Annotated in this window: 18 protein-coding genes; 9 read left to right on the top strand and 9 right to left on the bottom strand. The window is 61.2% G+C overall.

Going from position 1 to position 19,987, the window contains the following annotated elements:
- Window positions 1-58: 58 nt before the first annotated feature.
- Genes ACYAS9_RS01070 through ACYAS9_RS01055 form a run of 4 tightly spaced genes read right to left on the bottom strand, consistent with a single transcriptional unit; the run spans window position 59 to window position 4,506 of the window.
- Window positions 59-1,249, bottom strand: coding sequence for a DUF4350 domain-containing protein (locus ACYAS9_RS01070; protein ID WP_463566485.1), 1,191 nt, complete (start codon window positions 1,247-1,249; stop codon window positions 59-61).
- Window positions 1,246-2,781, bottom strand: a complete 1,536-nt coding sequence (locus ACYAS9_RS01065; protein ID WP_463566484.1) for a DUF4129 domain-containing protein — start codon at window positions 2,779-2,781, stop codon at window positions 1,246-1,248. Before ACYAS9_RS01065 ends, ACYAS9_RS01070 begins: the two co-directional genes overlap by 4 nt.
- On the bottom strand, window positions 2,768-3,793 hold the full coding sequence (locus ACYAS9_RS01060) for a stage II sporulation protein M (protein WP_463566483.1): 1,026 nt from the start codon (window positions 3,791-3,793) through the stop codon (window positions 2,768-2,770). Before ACYAS9_RS01060 ends, ACYAS9_RS01065 begins: the two co-directional genes overlap by 14 nt.
- The gene (locus ACYAS9_RS01055) at window positions 3,790-4,506 is read right to left on the bottom strand and encodes an RDD family protein (protein ID WP_463566482.1); all 717 of its coding nucleotides are present in this window, start codon (window positions 4,504-4,506) and stop codon (window positions 3,790-3,792) included. Before ACYAS9_RS01055 ends, ACYAS9_RS01060 begins: the two co-directional genes overlap by 4 nt.
- 130 nt (window positions 4,507-4,636) lie before the next feature.
- Here ACYAS9_RS01055 and sbcB point away from each other — a divergent pair, with 130 nt between their 5' ends.
- Window positions 4,637-6,067 carry an exodeoxyribonuclease I gene (sbcB, locus tag ACYAS9_RS01050; RefSeq protein WP_463566481.1) on the top strand — a complete coding sequence of 477 codons (1,431 nt, stop codon included), beginning with the start codon at window positions 4,637-4,639 and terminating at the stop codon, window positions 6,065-6,067.
- A 132-nt stretch (window positions 6,068-6,199) separates the two neighbouring features.
- Here sbcB and mvaT read toward each other — a convergent pair whose 3' ends face one another.
- Complete coding sequence (gene mvaT, locus ACYAS9_RS01045) at window positions 6,200-6,580, bottom strand: histone-like nucleoid-structuring protein MvaT (protein WP_463566480.1); 381 nt, start codon at window positions 6,578-6,580, stop codon at window positions 6,200-6,202.
- A 514-nt stretch (window positions 6,581-7,094) separates the two neighbouring features.
- On the opposite strand from mvaT, the gene purU reads away from it, so the two are divergent.
- Both purU and ACYAS9_RS01035 read left to right on the top strand, forming a co-directional pair.
- On the top strand, window positions 7,095-7,946 hold the full coding sequence (gene purU / locus ACYAS9_RS01040) for a formyltetrahydrofolate deformylase (RefSeq protein WP_463566479.1): 852 nt from the start codon (window positions 7,095-7,097) through the stop codon (window positions 7,944-7,946).
- Window positions 7,947-8,015: 69 nt separating this feature from the next.
- A complete protein-coding gene (locus ACYAS9_RS01035) occupies window positions 8,016-8,204 on the top strand; it encodes a hypothetical protein (protein WP_463566478.1) in 189 nt (62 codons plus the stop codon).
- Here ACYAS9_RS01035 and ACYAS9_RS01030 read toward each other — a convergent pair.
- Together ACYAS9_RS01030 and ACYAS9_RS01025 are read right to left on the bottom strand one after the other, a co-directional pair.
- On the bottom strand, window positions 8,156-8,947 hold the full coding sequence (locus tag ACYAS9_RS01030) for a DUF2334 domain-containing protein (RefSeq protein WP_463566477.1): 792 nt from the start codon (window positions 8,945-8,947) through the stop codon (window positions 8,156-8,158). The two genes, ACYAS9_RS01035 and ACYAS9_RS01030, sit on opposite strands and share 49 nt — an antisense overlap.
- A complete protein-coding gene (locus ACYAS9_RS01025) occupies window positions 8,940-10,052 on the bottom strand; it encodes a glycosyltransferase family 4 protein (RefSeq protein WP_463566476.1) in 1,113 nt (370 codons plus the stop codon). The genes ACYAS9_RS01030 and ACYAS9_RS01025 overlap by 8 nt, the downstream gene beginning before the upstream one ends.
- Window positions 10,053-10,199: 147 nt before the next feature.
- On the opposite strand from ACYAS9_RS01025, the gene ACYAS9_RS01020 reads away from it, so the two are divergent.
- The gene (locus tag ACYAS9_RS01020) at window positions 10,200-11,672 is read left to right on the top strand and encodes a helicase HerA-like domain-containing protein (protein ID WP_463566475.1); all 1,473 of its coding nucleotides are present in this window, start codon (window positions 10,200-10,202) and stop codon (window positions 11,670-11,672) included.
- A 61-nt stretch (window positions 11,673-11,733) separates the two neighbouring features.
- On the opposite strand, the gene ACYAS9_RS01015 is transcribed toward ACYAS9_RS01020, so the two are convergent.
- Together ACYAS9_RS01015 and ACYAS9_RS01010 are read right to left on the bottom strand one after the other, a co-directional pair.
- Window positions 11,734-13,206, bottom strand: a complete 1,473-nt coding sequence (locus ACYAS9_RS01015; protein WP_463566474.1) for an inorganic phosphate transporter — start codon at window positions 13,204-13,206, stop codon at window positions 11,734-11,736.
- A gap of 173 nt (window positions 13,207-13,379) precedes the next feature.
- A complete protein-coding gene (locus ACYAS9_RS01010; RefSeq protein WP_459749594.1) occupies window positions 13,380-13,577 on the bottom strand; it encodes a hypothetical protein in 198 nt (65 codons plus the stop codon).
- A 746-nt stretch (window positions 13,578-14,323) separates the two neighbouring features.
- Here ACYAS9_RS01010 and pcaR point away from each other — a divergent pair.
- From pcaR to ACYAS9_RS00985, 5 genes are all read left to right on the top strand, one after another.
- Window positions 14,324-15,166: a pca regulon transcriptional regulator PcaR gene (pcaR, locus tag ACYAS9_RS01005; protein ID WP_463566473.1), complete on the top strand. Its 843-nt coding sequence runs from the start codon at window positions 14,324-14,326 to the stop codon at window positions 15,164-15,166.
- A 145-nt stretch (window positions 15,167-15,311) separates the two neighbouring features.
- Window positions 15,312-16,169: a CoA transferase subunit A gene (locus ACYAS9_RS01000; protein WP_463566472.1), complete on the top strand. Its 858-nt coding sequence runs from the start codon at window positions 15,312-15,314 to the stop codon at window positions 16,167-16,169.
- On the top strand, window positions 16,169-16,948 hold the full coding sequence (locus ACYAS9_RS00995) for a CoA-transferase subunit beta (RefSeq protein WP_463566471.1): 780 nt from the start codon (window positions 16,169-16,171) through the stop codon (window positions 16,946-16,948). The genes ACYAS9_RS01000 and ACYAS9_RS00995 overlap by 1 nt, the downstream gene beginning before the upstream one ends.
- Complete coding sequence (pcaF, locus tag ACYAS9_RS00990; RefSeq protein WP_463566470.1) at window positions 16,945-18,150, top strand: 3-oxoadipyl-CoA thiolase; 1,206 nt, start codon at window positions 16,945-16,947, stop codon at window positions 18,148-18,150. The genes ACYAS9_RS00995 and pcaF overlap by 4 nt, the downstream gene beginning before the upstream one ends.
- Window positions 18,151-18,348: 198 nt before the next feature.
- The gene (locus ACYAS9_RS00985) at window positions 18,349-19,647 is read left to right on the top strand and encodes an MFS family transporter (RefSeq protein WP_463566469.1); all 1,299 of its coding nucleotides are present in this window, start codon (window positions 18,349-18,351) and stop codon (window positions 19,645-19,647) included.
- Window positions 19,648-19,987: the final 340 nt, after the last annotated feature.

Genomic DNA, 19,987 nt, shown 5'->3' with positions numbered 1-19,987 from the left:
ACTGCGCATCGATGCGCGGGTTTTTCTTAAAGATAACCGAAGCTTTCCAGAGGCCGGATCACAAGGCATTCCTGATTGTTTGCAGGTGGGCGACCTGGCGGGTGAATTCAGCGCTGGACAGGCGCTGTGCCGGACGCGGGTGCAGGGCTTCGCCGATGGCGCTGGTGGGTTGCCGGGTCAGTCGGGCCAGCACCTGCCACTGCTCGGCAACGACCAGTGTTTCAAAGCCCGGATGGCGCAGGCGGGCGCGGCGCAGAATATCCTGTTGCAGATGCTTCAACAGCGCCTGGTGGCCGCGGCGGCGCAGCAGAAAGCTGGCACTGGCACGCAGATGCTCGGTGAGTTGCCGGCGCGCCAGCGGTGCCGGCCATTGCACGGGGCCTTCACGCAGCGCCACACGCCATACGCTCAGTGCCACGAGCACGGCCAGCGCCACCAGCGCCAGCGGGAAGTGGCGCAGCAACAGGGTCAGCAGGTTTTCGTGGTCGGTGTCGGTGATGAGTGTGACCGTGCTGTTCTGGGTCAGGTACCAGAGCAACCAGGCATTGTCGTTGCGGGCGATGACGTGGTTTTGCCACAGCTGCGCATCGGTGAGAATCGTCACCAGACCCTTGCCTTGCACCAGTTGCAGCAAGTGCGTGGCGTTGGCGCTGTTGGCCCAGTAACGGGCGTGGTCTTCGGGGTCTTCGAGGTGAAAGGTCGGGTCGAAACTCAGGAAGGCCGGCGCATCCTCGTTTTCAAGGTACAGGCGTGTCAGTTCCGGCCAGCGCGGGGTGGGCATTTCGGGGGATGCATAGGGAATCGCCGGCTGTTCATGCTCGATCTCGGGCAGATCACGGGTCAGCAGGCGGCGGATTTGCAGGCGATCGAGCAGCAGGTCGCCACTGCGCTGGGTCTGCTCGTTCCAGGTCTGTTCGGCGACCAGCACCAGATGCCCGCCTGCTCGGGTCCAGGCAAGCAATTGTTCGACCTCGGGAGGGCGCATGTGCGTGCGCTTGCCGAGCAGCAACAGCGTCTGGCGTTGTTGGCGGGTGTCGGGCAGGTCGCTCCAGGTGTTGGACCGCCGCACATCGATTGTGCGCTCGCGCAGAAAGTGCTCGGCAGCCAGCAAAGGGTTACGCCGGGCTTCGGGCGAAGGCCCTTGGTCGACGACTTCTTCATAGGGCTCCAGTTGCGCGATGAACAAAGCAGCCAGCCCGGCCAGAGCCGCGATCAGCAGCAGCCAAAGCACACGATAGCCGGGCTTCATGCGTGCTTCCTGCCATCGAACAGATGTCGCCAGCCATCACAGAGCCGCTGCTGAATATCGGCTTCAGGCAGTCGGTGGCCATAGGCGAGGTTCTGCCAGTGGCGGGTCAGTTCCTGGCTGAACGCGCTGAGTGCCGGGCGGTTGAGCCGGGCGATGCGTTCGAGCACTTGTTCTTCGGTGTCGGCCTGGCTCAGGGGCAATTGGTAATCGCTGATCAGCCGGCTGAGCAGCGCCCGATACAGCAGGCCAAGCGCTTCGCGCGGCTGGCTGGCCCACAGCGCCTGCACGCTGGCGGCAATGTCGTCGGGCAGGCTCTCGGCGCTCACCTGCAAGCCGAAAAACTGCTGCGGCGCAACGGGGGCCACGCGCTTGCGCTTGCTCAAGAGGCTGACAAACAGTTGCAACCATTGACGGTAGCGCCAGACCAGCAATACCAGCACACCAATAGCCAGACCCCACAGCAGGATTTCGATCATGCGGGCGATCAGGCTTGCGGCTTCGAGCAGTCGAGCCAACCACTGCGGCGCAGCAGAGCGTTCGGCGGACGGGCTTGCGTCCTGAGGGGCTTCGGCAAAGCGCCAGCCCGATACGGTTTCAGGATTCTTGAACGGTGGCTTGTCGAGTAGCTGATCGATGGCCTGACGCGATTGCTGGCTGTCGAGCGGCTGGTGAGTCAGGCGCGGGCTGTCGGGGCCTGCCTCGTTATCAAGGTCAGCGGCCCAGCTCGATGAGGGCACAGTGGCGAAGATCAGCGCTACGCCGAGCAACAGGCTGGTGGCGCCACTGGCCAGCCGCTGGCGCAGGCGCCTGAACACCAGTTCGATATCCCAGGCTTCCAGCCGGGTGCGTCGATTCAGATACAGCGTGAAGCCGCAGGCCACATAGATCGGCTCCCAGACAAGCAGCGCCAGGGCATAGAGCAGGTTGAGCAAGTGATCGACCCACAGCATCGGCTGGCTGTCCTGTAACAGTCCAGGCCAGTCCAGGTCATACGTGAGTGACTGTGGCGTGAGCATGTACAACAGCATGATCATGCCGATGCACAGGACCATTTCCAGGTGCATACCTACCAGCGTCAGGACGCGCGCGGCGTGCATGTCGCTCTGGCACAGCACGCTCAGGCGTCGGGTGCGTTCAGCGCCGCTCAGGCCTTCGAGCTGTTGCACCGGCAAGGTGAAGCTGCGCACCAGGCTCAGGCGCCGCCATGACAGACTGGGCAGCCATTGCGACCTGAGCGTTGCCGGCCAGGCTTTGAGAGCTTCTTTAAGGGTAGGCGTCGCGCCAAACAGCGCGCGCGAAAGAATCAACAGCGGCAGGCGCTCATAAAGCGGTTTCAGCCACCAGAACAGCAGCATGACAAGTGTCGGGTAGTCCCATAACAGCAGGCTGAGCAGCGCCAGCACCGGCAAGGTGACCAGCGCCCAGGATGTCATCAGCAAGCCGCGATGCTCGCGTACCAGCAGAATGCCCAGGTCCAGCGCTTCCCAGGCCGGGCGCGGACGGACGGCGATGCAGGCTTCAGTCAGGCGCATGTGCGGTGCGTCCTGCCAACAGCAGCCAGACGGCCACCAAAGTCCATAAAATGCCGCCCACCAGGTATTTGATCCAGACTGCCGGCCAGGCCATGGATGACCAATAGGCTTCGATGAAGGCGGCGATCAGCAGCATGACAATGACGCCGGCCATCAATTGCATGCTGTGCCGGGCCGCTTCGCGCAGTGCGTGGCTGCGGGTCATTCTGCCCGGCGCCAGCAGCGCCCAGCCCAGCTTCAGGCCCGCAGCGCCGGCCAGCGCGATGCCGGTCAGCTCGAAGGCGCCATGCGCGACGACAAAGGTCCAGAAGGTCTGGCCATAGCCGATTTCAGTCAGGTGGCCTGCGAACGCGCCGATCAACAGGCCGTTGTAGAGGAGAAAGAACAGGCTGCCCAGGCCCAGCAGCAGGCCGGTGGCATAGGTCTGAAAGGCGATGCCGATGTTGTTCATGATGTAGTGACCGAACATCACCCAGTCTTCGCTGGAAGAGCGTTCTTCGGTTCTGCCGATGCGGCTGGCGCCAGGGTCGTACATGGCTTGCATGTCGCGCACCTGATCCGGGCTGACGATGCTGTAGATCAGGTCGGGCACGTGATAGACCAGCAGGCCCATGCCCAGCAGGCTGGCGAATAACAGCACGGTCGACACCGCCACGAAACGCCACTCGGCCCTGACCCGCCTCGGAAAACCCGCCAGTATGAACACCAGCAACTGCATCGTCCGGGTACCTTGATGGCGATACAGTTGCTGATGACCGCGCATGGCCAGTTGTTGCAGCGAGTCGACCAGAAACGTGCTGTAGCCACGCGCCTGGGCCAGCGCCAGGTGCTGACAGATGCGTCGGTAGTCGCGGCTGAAGGTTTCGTGGGGCAAGGATTTGCGCGGCTGGCGTTTACCCTGTCGAACCTTGCTGAGACGCACGTTACGCGTGTTGCGCTCCAGCCGATTCAACTGTTCGGCAAAGGCGTCCCAGTCGGCCTGATGGCGTGATTCGAACAGGGCCTGTTTCATGCCGAGCCCACCAAGGTGCGAGCGATGCCATTGAGGCGGGCCACAACCTGATCGGGATGAACGTGCAGGGGTTCTGCAAGATAGGCGGCCAGTTCCTGAGTACGGGCGGGGGACAATTGGTCCTGGCGCTCGGCCAGTTCGATAATGGCGCGCTGTTCATCCAGGCTCAGGACGAAGGGGGCTATCGAGGCCGGCGCCTCGGGCAATACCGGACGCTGCCAGGGCTGATCGCGGTAGATCACCAGCGTACCGGCCGCCAGGTCGCCCGCACGCTTGAAGTGCGCATGATTAAGGCAGGCGACCGCGCCAAGGGCATAGCCGAAGGGCAGCATGTCGACCACTCGCAGCAGATTGCGAATCAGCGATGACGACCAGCCCACGGGCGTGCCGTCATCGTGCATGACGCGCAGGCCCATCAGCTGTTTGCCGGGCGTACGGCCCTGGTTGAGGACCTCGAACAAGACCGGGTACCACCAGTTGAGCAAAAACACGGCAATGGCGATCAGCCCCGCGCCCAATTGTTCGAGCAGCGAAAACAGCGCGTAAATGCCGAACATCAGCAGGCCGCGCACGCCCAGATCGATGCTGAAAGCCAGTGCGCGCACCACCAGGCCCGCAGGGCGCAGGATCAGGTCGATACCCTCGGGCGTCTCGATCCTGAGTCGGGTATCCAGTGGCGGGGCCGGCCTTGGCGAAGCTGCAAGCATGATCATCGCACTTGAGAGTGAACGTGGATGCTAGGGGCTGCGGGCGTTGTAACGCAAGCCACGTTGCCGCTCGCCAATTGGCTATTTGCAACCGGCAGGTTCTACACTTCACGCTTACCTGGTTCAGGAACAGCCCGTGACCTCAAGCATCTTTTGGTACGACTACGAAACCACCGGCATCAACCCGCGCAACGACCGTCCGTTGCAGATGGCCGGTATCCGCACCGACGCTGAACTCAATGAGATCGATACCCCCGTCAACCTTTACTGCCAACCCAGCGATGACATCCTGCCACATCCGGCGGCGTGCCTGATCACCGGCATTACCCCGGCGCGGCTGGCCGAAAAAGGCCTGTGCGAAGCCGATTTCATGGCCCGGGTGCATGCGCAACTGGCTGCACCGGGCACCTGTGGCGCGGGTTACAACACCTTGCGTTTCGACGACGAAGTGACCCGCTACAGCCTGTATCGCAACTTTTATGATCCCTATGGCCGTGAATGGCAGGGCGGCAACAGCCGCTGGGATCTGATCGATGTTGTGCGCGCAGCGTATGCGTTGCGTCCCGAGGGCATTGTCTGGCCCGAAGAAGAGGGGCGCGTCAGCCTTAAACTCGAACGCCTGACCGCCGCCAACGGCATCGAACATGGCCAGGCTCACGATGCGCTGTCGGATGTACGCGCGACCATTGCGTTGGCGCGCTTGATTCGTGACCGGCAGCCCCGACTGTACGATTACCTGTTCAACCTGCGTAACAAACGCAAGGTGCAGGAGCAGATCAACCTGTTACAGCCGCTGGTGCATATATCCGGTCGCTTCTCGGCCGCCCGGCATTATCTGGGCGTGGTGCTGCCACTGGCGTGGCACCCGCATAACCGCAATGCGCTGATTGTCTGTGACCTGCACCTGGACGCTGCGCCGCTGCTTGAGGAGGACGCCGATACGCTGCGCCAGCGTTTATATACCCGTCGCGAGGACCTGGCCGAAGGTGAACGGCCGGTGCCGCTCAAACTTATTCATATAAATCGCTGTCCGGTATTGGCGCCGCTGAATGTTCTGCGCGAACAAGATCAACAGCGTTTGCAACTGGATATGACGCTCTTGCGCGAGCGGGCAGTGTCGTTGCAGCACAGTCAGCAACTTTGGCAGGCGCGCATTCAGGCGGTGTATGGCAAAGAGGATTTCAGCGCCAGTGAAGATCCCGAGCAGCAGTTGTACGACGGTTTTATTGGTGACCGTGACCGCCGTTTGTGCGAACAAGTACGCACGGCCGAGCCGGAGCAATTGGCGCAGCCGGTATGGCCTTTCGATGACTTGCGCTTGCCTGAGTTGTTGTTTCGCTATCGGGCGCGTAATTTTGCCGACACCTTGAGTGGCGATGAACAACAGCGCTGGCTGGATTTCTGCCGGGCACGCTTGAGTCGTCCTGAATTAGGCGCTCCGAATACTTTGCAAAGTTTTACCAGTGCCTGGCTTGAGTTGTTGCCAAGTGCCAGCCCTGCGCAGCTCAAGGTATTGAATGAGTGGCAGGATTATGTACAGCAATTGCGTGGCAAGCTGGGGCTTTAGCATCAGGTGTCAGGCGCGTTGAGTGCCTGACAGCGTTTGTCTGAGCATTAACAGCGCTGCGAATTTTCGTACAAGTTTATACAAATAAAAAACGCCAGCAGGCTGGCGTTTTGGGTGCTGCAGGCGCAGTGATCAGCCCAGCAGAGTGGCCCAGCTTTCAACTTCGTCACCGCCCCAGCGAGCTTTCCACTCTTTCAGGGTTTTGTGATTGCCACCTTTGGTTTCGATGACTTCACCGTTATGCGGGTTCTTGTATTGCTTGACCTTGCGCGCGCGCTTGGTAGTGGTCGTTTTCACGACGCCGCCGCGGGGTGCCTTGTTGATCTTGGCGTCCGGATCGAGCAGGGCAATGATGTCGCGCAGCGACTTCTGGTACTCACCCATCAGGGCGCGCAGTTTGCCTTCAAACTCGAGCTCGGCTTGCAATTTGTCATCTTGGGACAGATTTTTCAAACGCGCCTGCAGCTCTTTGATAGCTTCTTCAGTGGCGCGGTATTCGATGATCAGTGACATGAGGCATACCTATTGTGCGAAGGGTTGCAGGGAGACAGTGCGGCAATAATAGTCAGGCGGTTTGAGCAAGTAAACATTTAATAGGTTTTATTTGAAGTGGTTCGTAATACTACAGCGTCTGTACAGCATCGCAGAACTAGGCGTGCACCAGTGCATTGCCTAAACAGGTGGGTCTTGGCTGTACAGAATGTCGCGGCCAGCGCCCATGCAGGTGCGCATAAAAAGCGTCATATCCGCCAGTTAAATCGTTCTTAGTCTGCTTTATGACAACGACAAGGCACTGTTTAAGCGCAGGTGGAAGAGGTGTTATGTCGGAATTTATTGCGTGAAAAGTCCGTCTTGAATGTCAGCCTTTTTCCTGCAAGCTGTCGGGCTGAAAGCATACTGGCAAGATGCAATGCAAAAAATAAGGCTTTATGCCATATCGGGTCGCTCAAAGGCATGACAGCAATACTGCAGTTTTGCAGCACAGCGGCTAGAATGGCGGCCTTTACGGAGTTCTGGAGTTTTACCCATGCGCACTTTTCGCCTGGTGACCGCTTGCCCGGATCGGGTCGGCATCGTTGCCAAGGTCAGTAACTTTCTGGCGTCCTACAACGGATGGATTACAGAATCGAGTCATCATTCTGACAATCTCAGTGGCTGGTTCTTCATGCGCCACGAAATCCGTGCTGACACGCTGCCTTTCGATCTCGACGGTTTTCGCGAAGCGTTCGCGCCGATTGCCGAAGAGTTTTCCATGGACTGGCGCATTACCGACTCTGGCCAGAAAAAGCGTGTGGTATTGATGGCCAGCCGCGAGTCCCACTGCCTGGCCGACTTGCTGCACCGCTGGCACAGTGAAGAACTGGACTGCGAAATCGCCTGCGTGATTTCCAACCACCAGGATCTGCGCAGCATGGTCGAGTGGCATAACATTCCTTACTACCATGTACCGGTCGATCCCAAGGACAAGCAGCCTGCGTTCGCCGAAGTGTCGCGTCTGGTGGGCGAGCATCAGGCCGATGTCGTGGTGCTGGCGCGCTACATGCAAATCCTGCCGCCGCAGCTGTGCCAGGAATATGCTCACCGGGTCATCAACATCCACCACAGCTTCCTGCCGTCGTTCGTGGGCGCCAAGCCTTACCACCAGGCCGCGCTGCGTGGTGTGAAGCTGATCGGTGCCACCTGCCACTATGTGACCGAAGAGCTCGACGCCGGCCCGATCATCGAGCAGGACGTGGCGCGCATCAGCCATCGCGACAGCATCGAGACCACCGTGCGTCTGGGCCGCGATGTCGAGAAACTGGTTCTGGCCCGCGGTCTGCGTGCCCACCTGGAAGACCGGGTAATGGTCCACGACAACAAAACCGTGGTCTTTGACTGATCAAAGGCATGGCCAACCGTAGCGGTCCGCGATACGGTTGGCAGCGTCTTCCCCCTTGCAGTCCTGGCCATGAGCGATCCACTCGATAAAGCCACTTCAACAGCCCCGCCGGTGATTGGCGAGGGTTGCCTGAGCCGTTATGACCCCGATGCCTTGAGTCCCGAGGACGGCACCGAGTTTGCCGGCGCCGCCGAGTTATGGCGTCAGACTCATTCTGCGGACCCCGACGACAATACCGACCCCGACCCACAGCCCTGAGTGGCGAGCCAGGCCTGTTTGGTCAATGGCTGACGGCCCTGGTCGAGCAGGCGTTGCACCACTGCCAGCCAATAATTGCGTGCCAGCGCGTGTTGCATGTCGACCGGGTGCAAGCCCAGGCGGATCACCGGCGCCTGTCGCCACTGTCGTTCCTGCCATTGACCCACCAGCCATGAGGCCCCTCGGCGCAGCGGGCTGCGGGCGCTCCACACCAGGCCCGGTGCCGCAAGCCGCTCAAAATCGGGCAGCCGGTACAAGGCGCGCGCGTCGCTGGTGTAGTCCAGCGGCCGCTGGGCAAGTGCCTGGCGGGTGCCGTTGCTCATCAACCAGGCCGGTGCGACAAAACCGTGCAACGGCCATGCATGCCGTCTGAACGCCTCGATGCCAGCGTCCAGGCGCACCAGCGCCTGCTGCTCTGAAAGGGTGTAGAACTCGCCTTCGTGGGTGTACAGCCGGCGCATGACGTAATCAGCCGCCTGGCGCGGGGCGGGCGCGTCGTCGCAGTGGTAGTAACCGTGCAATACCAACTCATCGCCGCGCATCAGGCGCTGGTGCAGCAGGTTGAGCAATTGTGGATCGCTGTCCAGCGGATGGCGCTTGTGAAAATCCGGCACCACCAGCCAGGTGACGGGAATTGGCCCGAGCGCATCGACGGCGGCAATGAAGCTCAGATACGCCCGCCAGTTACACGCCGCCACATCGTGCAGAACCAGCAGCAAGGCCGGCTTTGGCGGCTTAGCCATGGACTGCGGCCGGCAGGTGGCAGCCCAGCACGGTGCGGTAATGGTCCAGCAGCCCGGCGACCACGCTGTCCCAGCTGTAGCGCTGTTCGACATGACGCCGGGCGGCTCGCCCGATGGCCTGTACATCCCGGCTGAACAGCTCGCGTACGGCGCCAGCCATGGCCTGTGGCTGATTGGCCTCGCACAACAGGCCGCAGGTGCAAGGAATGATCTCGCTGAACGCGCCGGCATCGACAGCCACCACGGCAATGCCGCAGGCCATGGCCTCAAGCACGATCAGGCCAAAGGTTTCCTGGTCGCCGGCGTGCAGCAAGGCGTCGGCACTGGCCAGTAGATGCGCCACCTCGCAGGGCGCGCAAAAGCGCTCGATCACCGACACATTGTCCGGCACCTGAGTCGGCATGTGCGAACCCACCAGCAGCAGGTGATAACCCGGCCCAAGTTGCTGCATGCAGCGCAGCAGCACAGGAAGATTTTTCTCTCTGGAACCGCGCCCGGCAAAGACCAGCAGCCGGGTCTCGGGCTTCAGCCCCAGCGCTTGTCTGAGGCGCGGGTCGCGCTGTCCGGGATGAAACATCTGCAAGTCGACACCGAGCGGCTGCACGTACACCTGCTCGACCCCCATAGCCAGCAGCTTGTCGGCCATGGCCTGGCTGGGGGCCAGAACCCGGTCGAAGTGGCCATACAGCTTGCTGATATACGCCTGCGCACTGCTGCCCATCCAGTGGCCCATGCGATTGCTGACCAGCAAGGGCAGGTCGGAATGATAGAAACCGATGACCGGTATATCGAGCTGACGGCGCGCATCCAGTGCGGCCCAGGCGGTCAGGTAAGGATCGGCGACCTCGATAAGGTCCGGCTTGAGGCTTTGCAGGGTCGTCCGCCAGGGACTGACCCGCCACGGAAAGCGATAGCCGTTGCCGAAGGGCAGCGGCGGGGCGGGGACTTCATGCACGCCGTCGTTATGGCAGCTGCGCGCGCCCGGAATCAGCAGGCTGTGACGCACACCCGGATAGCGCATCAGGCGGCAATGCTTGGCGTCCAGATACGTGCGCACACCTCCGCTGGCCGGGGCGTAGAACATGGTCATGTCGGCAATATGCACAAGGCACACTCCTGCAATGCGTGGGTGTCTGTGGCGAGCCATTGACAGAATAGTTGTTCAGGCCGCACCGCGACCGTCCGCCGGGTAGAAGGTCATGCGCGGCGTTTTGGGAGGACACTGGGCAATCCTGCCAAGAGGATTGAGTCAATGCCGGATTCTCAAGCAATCGTGCTGGGGGCAGACCCTGCTGCCCAGCCGGTGGTCCAGGCGCTGCGCCTGGCCAACCGCCATGGCCTGGTCGCCGGTGCGACCGGGACTGGCAAGACCGTGACCTTGCAGCGTCTGGCCGAAGCCTTCAGCGATGCCGGAGTGGCGGTGTTTGCCGCCGACATCAAGGGCGACCTCTGTGGCCTGGGGGCTGCGGGGGCGGTGCAGGGCAAGATTGCCGAGCGACTGGCCGGCATGCCCTGGCTGGCTCACAGGCCTCAGGCCTATCCGGTCACCTTGTGGGACATCCACGGTCAGTCCGGTCATCCACTGCGCACCACGCTGAGTGAGATGGGGCCTTTGTTGCTGGGCAACTTGCTGGCGTTGACCGACAGCCAGCAGGCCGCCTTGTACGCCGCCTTCAAGGTGGCCGACCGTGAGGGTTTATTGCTGCTCGACCTCAAGGACCTCAAGGCCTTACTGGCTCATTTGCGCGAACACCCGCAATTGCTGGGTGAAGACGCAGCGCTGATGACCACCGGTTCCAGTCAGGCCTTGCAGCGGCGTCTGGCGGTGCTGGAGCAGCAGGGCGCCGAAGCCTTGTTCGGTGAGCCGGCCCTGCAATTGCAGGACATCCTGCAACCGGCCAGCGATGGGCGCGGGCGTATTCACCTGCTCGATGCCAGTCGCCTGGTACACGAGGCGCCCAAGGTCTATGCCACGTTCCTGCTGTGGCTGCTGGCAGAACTGTTCGAGCAGTTGCCCGAGCGTGGCGATGCTGACAAACCGCTACTGGCGCTGTTTTTCGATGAGGCGCACCTGCTGTTTGCCGATACGCCCAAGGCGCTGCAGGAACGGCTCGAACAGGTTGTGCGGCTGATCCGCTCCAAGGGCGTGGGGGTATTTTTCGTCACCCAGTCGCCGAGTGATTTGCCCGATGATGTGCTGGCCCAGCTCGGCCTGCGTATCCAGCACGGCCTGCGGGCCTTTACCGCGCGTGAGCAAAAGGCACTGCGAGCGGTTGCCGAAGGTTTCAGGGCCAATCCTGCCTTCGACGCACGGGCGGTATTGACCGAGCTGGGGACGGGGGAGGCGCTGGTTGGCACGCTGCAAGACAAGGGCACGCCGGCGATGGTCCAGCGCGTGCTGATCGCCCCGCCGCAATCGCGCATCGGACCGCTGAGCGAAGCTGAGCGCAGGGCGTTGATAGCGGGGTCGCCGCTCGCCGGCCGGTATGACAAACCCATTGATCGAGAGTCGGCTTACGAAATACTCGCCGCACGCAAAACAACGGTGGCCGTGGGCGATCAAGCAGCGCCGCAGGACGCCAGCCTGAGTGACAAGGCCGGTGATTTTTTTGCAGGGCTGGCCGGGCAGGCGATGAAAAACGTCATGCGCCAGGCCACCGGCCAGCTTGGGCGGCAACTGGTGCGTGGCTTGATGGGCTCGTTGCTGGGCAGTAAAAAGCGCTGAAAGAAAAAAGCCCCCGGACGTTCATCCGGGGGCTTTTCAGGTCAGCTCGGTCCAGGCCGGATCAAGACAGCGCCATGGACGCCAGCCAGAACAGGCCGGCAGACAGCGAGACCGTGGCCGGCAGGGTCAGCACCCACGCCAGCAGGATGGTACGCACCGTGCCGCCTTGCAGGCCACTGCGGTTGGCGACCATGGTGCCGGCCACGCCCGACGACAGAATATGCGTGGTGGACACCGGCAGGCTGAACACGTTGGCCAGGCCAATGGCGGTGGCGGTGGTGATCTGTGCCGACATGCCTTGCGCGTAGGTCATGCCTTGACGGCCGATTTTCTCGCCGATGGTCAGTACCACACGTTTCCAGCCGACCATGGTGCCGATACCCAGCGCCAGTGCGACCGCCAGAATCACCCAGAACGGGGCGTACTCGGTGGTGGCCGTCAGGTCCTTGCGCAGCTTGTTCAGGTCGGATTTTTCACGGGCCGCCAGGTCAGGCAGCTTGCCGACCTTGCGTGCGGTGTCGTCCAGGCACAGCAGGTAACGACGCACTTCGATACGATCTTCGGCGTTAAGCGCGGTGTAATCGGTCACGCCTTGAAGCTTGGTCAGCAGGGCATCGATGGTCGGCATGGTCTGCTTCACATCACACGCCGCCGTGGACGGCAGATCGCTTTGTGCCGCCTTGCCCATGGCCAGGTATTCACCGAGGGTAGCGTGGTTACGCTGGTAGAACTGGCTCAGGTGCAAGGTCGCGTCACGGGTACGCTCGATCTGATAAGTGGTGCTGTTCAGGTCGAGAACGAACTGGGACGGCACGATACCGATCAGCACCAGCATGATCAGGCCGATGCCTTTCTGGCCATCGTTGGAGCCATGCACGAAGCTGACCGCCATCGCCGAAATGACCAGCACCAGACGGTTCCAGAACGGTGGGTGCTTCTTGTCATCCAGCGTGCGGCGCTGCTCGGGGGTCTTGTGCATCTTCGACAGCGGACGCCACTTCTTCAGTGCCAGCAGCAACAGGCCGGCTACCAGAAAACCTGCCAGCGGCGAGAACACCAGCGACGCACCGATATCGATTGCTTTCTGCCAGTTCACGCCGTCACTGACCGGAATGCCATTGATCAGGGCATTGGCCAGACCCACGCCCAGGATCGAGCCGATCAGAGTGTGGGAACTGGAGGCCGGAATACCGAAATACCAGGTACCCAGGTTCCAGGCGATGGCAGCGGTCAGCAGCGAGAACACCATGGCCAGCCCGTGGCCGGTATTGACGTTGATCAGCAGCTCGACCGGCAACAGGTGGACGATCGCATAGGCCACGCCGACACCGCCGAGCAGCACGCCGAGGAAGTTGAACACCCCGGAGGCGAACACCGCCAGGTGCGGCGGCATGGCTTTGGTATAGATGACCGTCGCCACCGCGTTGGCAGTGTCGTGAAAGCCATTGATGAACTCGAACGATAGGACGAATGCCAGGGCGAGCAACAGGCTCACAAGCACCCATGCATCAAGCCCGCTGAATAAATCGATCATGTAGAATTTCTGACCCGTTCTGAAGGGGGCGGGATTATGACAGAAAAAATACACTTCCATATATCGGCCGCTGATCGGTATCGATAATCAGCAGCCTGCGGGCACGACCAAACCGCCCCGAAAAGGGGAAAACATCAGGTAAAAGGGCAGTTGTCGCTCTGTCGAGCCGACGGTCACTCGTCTTCTTTAAGCTCTTTTTCCATTCGTTGCAGCTCTTGCTTGAACGCCTGGTCCTGCACCGTGGCGCGCTTGCGCCAGGGTTTGCGCTCAGGTTCTGGCTGTGCGGCATAGGTGGTCACTTCACCACCGTAAACTTCCTTGTAGCGTTGTTCGTGGCGCTCAAGTTCCGCGCGCAGTTCATCTTTAGTCACGGGTGTTACCTGATCATGTCCAATGAGTTCCAGTGATAACGCCAGGCACTGCAAGTGCGAGCATTCGCTCACTGCACCGGAGGGCAGGACAGACAAAAAAGTCGGGCCGTGCAGGCAGTCCGGTACTTCGAGGGTAATGCTCGACGCTTGTGGTGGCTCGCGGCTACGGGCACCAGAAAAAAACAGCTGTCGTAGCGACATTCGTATGAGTAAGACGCAATGCTGGACATTGCGGACATTGACTGAACCTTGCATCGAGGTTAACGCAACAGGGCATTGCGTGACGCATCGAAAAATGGCGATCGGCCCGGGATGGCACGGAGGGCACAATCACGACGCAAGGTATAAGCAGCCAAGTGAGGGCTACTATCTCCAAGAAGTACCGGGACGTCAACTACAGGGGCTGCACAATGTTAATTGTTTTGCACCGTGGCAATTGTCAGGGAACTTTCAGCGGCGAACGCACAATGATGTGCTAACAAAACAGGCGGGGAGAGGCAGCAATAAAAACGGCCTTGCTTCGTGGACAAGGCCGTTGCCTTGGACTTCTCAGTGGGTACCTGACCAGGATTTCCAAGAAGCCACTTCATGGCAGGGGTAAAGGTATAAGTATATTTGTCAGGGGTCAATTGCGATTATCGGCCACTTGTTCGATAATCGCACGCCTGGGCCGCCTGCATTGTGTCGTATAAAGGCCTGAACCTTTGAAATACAAGGTCTGCAAGGATAATGCTGAGGTTGTGGTCATGAATGAAGAACTGCGTAATTCTTTTGTCTCGCTGGCGCCGCCCATTGTTGCCTCACCTGCCAAGCGCATTCAGGCGCTGACCGGTGACCCCGATTTCATGACCTCACTGGCGCGTGGCCTGGCGGTCATTCATGCCTTTCAAGAGCGCAAGCGGCACCTGACCATTGCTCAGATCAGCCACCGCACCGAAATCCCGCGGGCGGCCGTACGCCGTTGCCTGCACACGCTGATCAAGCTCGGCTATGCGACGACAGACGGTCGTACCTATTCGTTGCTGCCCAAGGTGCTGACCCTGGGCCACGCCTATCTGTCGTCCACGCCGTTGGCGGTGTCTTCGCAGCCTTATCTGGACCGCATGAGCGATCAACTTCACGAAGCCTGCAACATGGCCACGCTGGAAGGTGAGGACATCCTTTATATCGCCCGTTCCGCGACCACCCAGCGGCTGATTTCCGTCGACCTCTCGGTCGGTGGCCGCCTGCCGGCCTATTGCACCTCAATGGGGCGCATTCTGCTGGCGGCGCTGGACGATGTGACCCTGCGTGAATACCTTGATCACGTCGACCTGCAACCCAAGACCAGCCGTACCTTGCGCACCCGCGAAGCCTTGTTCGAATGCCTGCAGCAGGTTCGCCAGCAAGGCTGGTGCATCGTCGACCAGGAACTTGAGCAAGGCCTTCGTTCGATCGCGGTACCGGTGTATGACGCCTCCGGCCAAGTGTTGGCGGCGCTGAACGTCAGCACCAGCGCGGCGCGGGTGGCGCGTCATGAACTGGAGCAGCGTTTCCTGCCCATCATGCTCGAAGCCAGTCGCGAATTGAGCGCGCAGATTTTCACCTGAGGACGGCTTGCGATCCTGTTCGATTATCGAACGAATAATCGATTATCGGATTGTTTGCCGCCCGGCTCGCGCATAACCTCATGCTCATCGCGGCGCCTGTTATCGCGCCGATCATTGAACGTGACGTTGGGTTCGGGAGCACCTCATGGCTGAAATCATGTCTTTACGTGATGCGGTGAAACAACTGGTCAACGACGGCGATACCGTCGCGCTGGAAGGTTTCACGCATTTGATCCCCTCGGCCGCCGGCCATGAAATCATCCGTCAGGGCAAGCGCGACCTGACCCTGGTGCGCATGACCCCGGACCTGATTTACGACCAGTTGATCGGCGCCGGTTGCGTCAAGCGTCTGATCTTCTCGTGGGGCGGTAACCCGGGTGTCGGTTCCCTGCACCGTCTGCGCGATGCCGTTGAAAAGAAATGGCCGCGCACCCTTGAGCTGGAAGAACACAGCCATGCCGACCTCGCCAACGCCTATGTCGCCGGCGCCTCGGGCCTGCCGTTCGCCGTACTGCGTGCGTATGCCGGCTCCGACCTGCCCAAGGTCAACCCGCTGATCAAGACTGTTACTTGCCCGTTCACCGGCGAAGTGCTGGCGGCGGTGCCTGCCGTACGCCCCGATGTCACTGTGATTCACGCGCAGAAGGCCGACCGTAAAGGCAACGTGCTGATCTGGGGCATTCTCGGTTCGCAGAAAGAAGCGGCCCTGGCGGCCAAGCGCTGCATCGTCACCGTCGAAGAGATCGTCGACGACCTGCAAGCGCCGATGAACTCCTGCGTGCTGCCGACCTGGGCCCTGAGCGCCGTCTGCCTGGTGCCGGGTGGTGCCCATCCGTCGTACGCCCATGGCTACTACGAGCGTGACAACCGCTTCTATCAAGAGTGGGACCCGATTGCCCGCGACCGTGAAACCTTTCAGGCCTGGGTCAAAGAGTACATTCAGGACACAGCGGATTTCAGTGAATTCCAGAGCAAGCTGGCCAGCGCTGCGGAGGCAAAGTAATGACGTACACCACCAGTGAAATGATGACCATTGCCGCCGCGCGTCGTCTGAACAACGGCACCGTCTGCTTCGTGGGCATCGGCCTGCCATCCAAGGCCGCCAACCTGGCGCGCCTGACCTCTTCGCCAGATGTCGTGCTGATTTATGAATCGGGCCCGATCGGCGCCAAGCCAACCGTGCTGCCGCTGTCGATCGGTGACGGCGAACTGGCCGAAACCGCTGACACCGTGGTGTCGACCAGCGAGATCTTCCGTTACTGGCTGCAAGGCGGCCGCGTCGATCTTGGCTTCCTCGGTGCTGCGCAGGTCGACCGCTTCGGCAACATCAACACCACCGTGGTCGGTGACTACCACAACCCGAAAGTGCGCCTGCCGGGTGCTGGTGGCGCGCCGGAAATCGCCGGTTCCGCCAAGTCGGTGCTGATCATCCTCAAGCAATCGCCACGTTCGTTCGTCGAGCGCCTGGACTTCATTACCTCGGTCGGCCATGGCGAAGGCGGCGACTCGCGCAAGCGTCTCGGCCTGCCAGGCGCCGGTCCGGTCGGCATCATCACTGACCTGTGCATCATGGAGCCGGAAGAGGGCAGCAACGAGTTCGTGGTCACCACCCTGCACCCAGGCGTGACCCGCGAGCAAGTGACCGCCGCCACCGGCTGGCCGGTGCGCTTTGCCGAAAACGTGACGTTCTCGGCCGACCCGACCGAAGTCGAACTGACCGCCCTGCGTGACCTGGAAGCGCGCACTGCCGCCGCCCATGGTCAGGCGCCAGGAGAAGCATGATGCGTGACGTTTTTATCTGCGACGCCATCCGCACCCCGATCGGCCGCTTTGGCGGTGGCTTGTCCACCGTGCGTGCCGACGACCTGGCTGCCGTGCCGCTCAAGGCGCTGATCGAGCGCAACCCTTCGGTCAACTGGAGCGATGTCGACGAAGTGTTCTTCGGCTGCGCCAACCAGGCCGGCGAAGACAACCGTAACGTGGCGCGCATGGCCGCCCTGCTGGCCGGTTTGCCGGCGAGCATTCCGGGCGTGACCCTGAACCGCCTGTGCGCTTCGGGCATGGACGCCATCGGCACCGCCTTCCGCGCCATTGCGTCGGGTGAGATGGAGCTGGCGATTGCCGGCGGCGTCGAGTCGATGTCGCGTGCGCCGTTCGTGATGGGCAAGGCCGATGCTGCGTTTTCGCGCAACATGAAGCTGGAAGACACCACCATCGGCTGGCGCTTCATCAACCCGTTGATGAAAGCCCAATACGGCGTCGATGCGATGCCGGAAACCGCCGACAACGTGGCCGACGACTACAAGGTTTCGCGCGCCGACCAGGACGCTTTCGCCCTGCGCAGCCAACAGCGCACGGCCGCCGCCCAGGCAGCGGGCTTTTTTGCCGAAGAAATCGTGCCAGTACGTGTGGCGCACAAGAAGGGTGAAACCATCGTCGACAAGGACGAGCATCCGCGTGCCGACACCAGCCTGGAAACCCTGAGCAAACTCAAGCCGGTCAACGGCCCGGACAAGACCGTGACTGCCGGCAACGCCTCGGGCGTCAACGACGGCGCCGCCGCGCTGATCCTGGCCTCGGCGGAAGCGGTTAAAAAGCACGGCCTGACGCCGCGTGCACGGATTCTCGGCATGGCCAGCGCCGGTGTCGAGCCGCGTGTCATGGGCATCGGTCCTGTGCCTGCGGTGCGCAAGCTGGTCGAGCGTCTGGGCGTTGCCGTTTCCGATTTCGATGTGATTGAACTCAACGAAGCCTTCGCCAGCCAGGGCCTGGCAGTCCTGCGCGAGCTGGGCCTGGCCGACGACGCGCCACAGGTCAACCCCAACGGCGGCGCCATTGCCCTGGGTCACCCACTGGGCATGAGCGGCGCCCGTCTGGTACTGACAGCACTGCATCAGCTGGAAAAAACCGGCGGCCGCAAAGGCCTCGCGACCATGTGCGTTGGCGTAGGCCAGGGCCTGGCACTGGCCATCGAGCGCACCTGACGGCTGCGCAACTCACAAAGCTTTTACCTCCTCTTCGCAGGCTTCGGCCTGCGTCTTTTTTTCCAGCTCCTGGCGTCTGCGCCGGGGCTCGGCGTGTGGAACTTTAATCCCATCAGTTGTGACCAATTGTTTCGTGATAAGGGTTATCCTGAACCCAGCAATTGCGCCAATAACACACCAGGATGGGGAGAAAGACACATGACAACAACCACGCAGCCGCACTACACCGGGGAGGAGCGCCGCAAGCGCATCTTCGCCATCGTAGGGGCCTCGTCAGGCAACCTCGTCGAGTGGTTCGACTTCTACATCTACGCCTTCTGTGCGATCTACTTTGCACCTGCGTTCTTCCCCTCCGATGACCCCACCGTACAACTGCTCAACACCGCTGGCGTATTTGCCGCAGGCTTTCTGATGCGTCCTATCGGTGGCTGGCTGTTTGGCCGGGTCGCCGACAAGCACGGGCGCAAAAGCTCGATGCTGATCTCGGTCAGCATGATGTGCGCAGGCTCGCTGGTCATCGCCTGCCTGCCCACCTACGCCAGCATTGGCGCCTGGGCACCGGCGCTGCTGTTGGTGGCGCGCCTGGTTCAAGGCCTGTCGGTAGGCGGCGAATACGGCACCACCGCCACCTACATGAGCGAAGTGGCGTTGCGCGGCCAGCGCGGCTTCTTTGCCTCGTTCCAGTACGTGACCCTGATCGGCGGCCAGTTACTGGCGGTGCTGACCGTGGTGATCCTGCAGCAGTTTCTCAGCACTGAAGAACTGCGCGATTACGGCTGGCGCATCCCGTTCGTGGTCGGCGCCTGTGCGGCGGTCATCGCGCTGTTCTTGCGTCGCAGCCTGAATGAAACCACCACCGCCGAAAGCCGCAAGGACAAGGACGCCGGCAGCGTCGCGGCGCTGTTCAAGCACCACAAGGCGGCCTTTATCACGGTGCTGGGCTACACCGCCGGCGGCTCGCTGATTTTCTACACGTTCACCACGTACATGCAGAAGTACCTGGTCAATACCGGTGGCATGCAACCCAAGACCGCCAGCTACATCATGACCGGCGCGCTGTTTGTGTACATGTGCATGCAGCCGTTGTTCGGCATGCTGGCCGACCGTATCGGGCGTCGTAACTCGATGCTCTGGTTCGGCGCGCTGGGTACGCTGTGTACCTTCCCGATCCTGATGGCTCTGAAGACTGTGACCAGCCCGTTCGTGGCCTTTGCGCTGATTACTCTGGCGCTGGCCATCGTCAGCTTCTACACCTCGATCAGTGGTCTGGTGAAAGCCGAAATGTTCCCGCCGCAAGTGCGTGCGCTTGGGGTAGGGCTGGCGTATGCGGTGGCCAACGCGATGTTTGGTGGTTCGGCTGAGTATGTGGCGTTGAATCTGAAGAATGTGGGGATGGAGAACAGCTTTTATTGGTATGTGACGGTGATGATGGCCGTGGCTTTCCTGTTTAGCCTGCGCTTGCCTAAAGAGCCTGCTTATCTGCATCACGATCATTGATGGTTTTGATGGTTTTCTGGGTGGGGATTGTGTTGGATTGACTGGTGGTTGTGGTCTGTGGGGTGGGTTCCGACCCTCCTCGGGCCGGGTTACTTTGTCTTGGCAAAGTAACCAAACCGCTTGCTCCTGGTTCCGGCCCCTTCGGGGTCCCCTCCTTCCGGCATTACTCCGGGGGTCGCCGCTTATGGGCCCTCCATGGCCCAAGCGGCTAACGGGCCGTCCAGGCCCTTTTCCCCCCTGCGCAACGCCTCCACTCGGCCTGCACAAGTCGCGATTTGTGTCGTCTGTGCCATCGGGCATGAAAAGCAGAGCAAAAGCTTTTGATCTTGATCTTCTACGC

The organism is Pseudomonas sp. HP_08 (assembly GCF_055284095.1).
Note: the sequence above shows the minus strand (reverse complement) of the source record. Positions and strands in the feature narration are given on the sequence as shown.

Coding starts and splice junctions, on each gene's coding strand:
- ACYAS9_RS01070 (WP_463566485.1), bottom strand. CDS start 1,249: ATGAAGCCCGGCTATCGTGTGCTTTGGCTGCTGCTGATCGCGGCTCTG.
- ACYAS9_RS01065 (WP_463566484.1), bottom strand. CDS start 2,781: ATGCGCCTGACTGAAGCCTGCATCGCCGTCCGTCCGCGCCCGGCCTGG.
- ACYAS9_RS01060 (WP_463566483.1), bottom strand. CDS start 3,793: ATGAAACAGGCCCTGTTCGAATCACGCCATCAGGCCGACTGGGACGCC.
- ACYAS9_RS01055 (WP_463566482.1), bottom strand. CDS start 4,506: ATGATCATGCTTGCAGCTTCGCCAAGGCCGGCCCCGCCACTGGATACC.
- mvaT (WP_463566480.1), bottom strand. CDS start 6,580: ATGTCACTGATCATCGAATACCGCGCCACTGAAGAAGCTATCAAAGAG.
- purU (WP_463566479.1), top strand. CDS start 7,095: ATGCGCACTTTTCGCCTGGTGACCGCTTGCCCGGATCGGGTCGGCATC.
- ACYAS9_RS01035 (WP_463566478.1), top strand. CDS start 8,016: ATGAGCGATCCACTCGATAAAGCCACTTCAACAGCCCCGCCGGTGATT.
- ACYAS9_RS01030 (WP_463566477.1), bottom strand. CDS start 8,947: ATGGCTAAGCCGCCAAAGCCGGCCTTGCTGCTGGTTCTGCACGATGTG.
- ACYAS9_RS01020 (WP_463566475.1), top strand. CDS start 10,200: ATGCCGGATTCTCAAGCAATCGTGCTGGGGGCAGACCCTGCTGCCCAG.
- ACYAS9_RS01015 (WP_463566474.1), bottom strand. CDS start 13,206: ATGATCGATTTATTCAGCGGGCTTGATGCATGGGTGCTTGTGAGCCTG.
- pcaR (WP_463566473.1), top strand. CDS start 14,324: ATGAATGAAGAACTGCGTAATTCTTTTGTCTCGCTGGCGCCGCCCATT.
- ACYAS9_RS01000 (WP_463566472.1), top strand. CDS start 15,312: ATGGCTGAAATCATGTCTTTACGTGATGCGGTGAAACAACTGGTCAAC.
- ACYAS9_RS00995 (WP_463566471.1), top strand. CDS start 16,169: ATGACGTACACCACCAGTGAAATGATGACCATTGCCGCCGCGCGTCGT.
- pcaF (WP_463566470.1), top strand. CDS start 16,945: ATGATGCGTGACGTTTTTATCTGCGACGCCATCCGCACCCCGATCGGC.
- ACYAS9_RS00985 (WP_463566469.1), top strand. CDS start 18,349: ATGACAACAACCACGCAGCCGCACTACACCGGGGAGGAGCGCCGCAAG.